We start from the raw sequence: 456 nt of genomic DNA on the forward strand, positions 1-456 counted from the left end.
ACAGCGTGACTCGGAAGACCTGGAATTCGACGACAGGTCCGGGTTGGATCCGTCCCTGTCCGACGAAGATCGTCTGGTTTACCCAGGCGTACTTGGGGTCTCCGCATTCCAGGCGCGGGGTGGTGACGAAGTAGTGGTCGCCGAAGTCGGTGCCACCGCCGACGCCGCCGAGGGCGCCAGCGGCCGCTTCGTTGACCTCGACCAGTCCCTGGTAGCTCATGTAGATGACGGCGCCGTCGTCGGTGTAGAACTGGGCCCGCACGTCGAGTCGGCCGTAGCCGTCGGCACCGGCCAGTAGCCAGTCTCCGCCGCCGGGGGCGGCGGTGCCGCTGATTCGGTTTCCGGTGACCTTTCCTCCGGTGACAGCCAGGACCTGACGCAGCCCGTAAGGGCCCGGGCCCACGATTTGTGGTTCGGCAAGCTCTGCGGTGTACGAGAACTCCGGCTCCAACTTCA

Annotated in this window: 1 protein-coding gene; it reads right to left on the reverse strand. The window is 66.0% G+C overall.

Annotation, left to right across the window (positions count from 1 at the left end):
• Positions 1-456: DUF3237 domain-containing protein (locus TL10_RS29350; RefSeq protein WP_082068128.1), on the reverse strand; the 456-nt coding region annotated here is incomplete at both ends.

Source organism: Mycolicibacterium llatzerense, assembly GCF_000878195.1.
Lineage (GTDB): Bacteria > Actinomycetota > Actinomycetes > Mycobacteriales > Mycobacteriaceae > Mycobacterium > Mycobacterium llatzerense.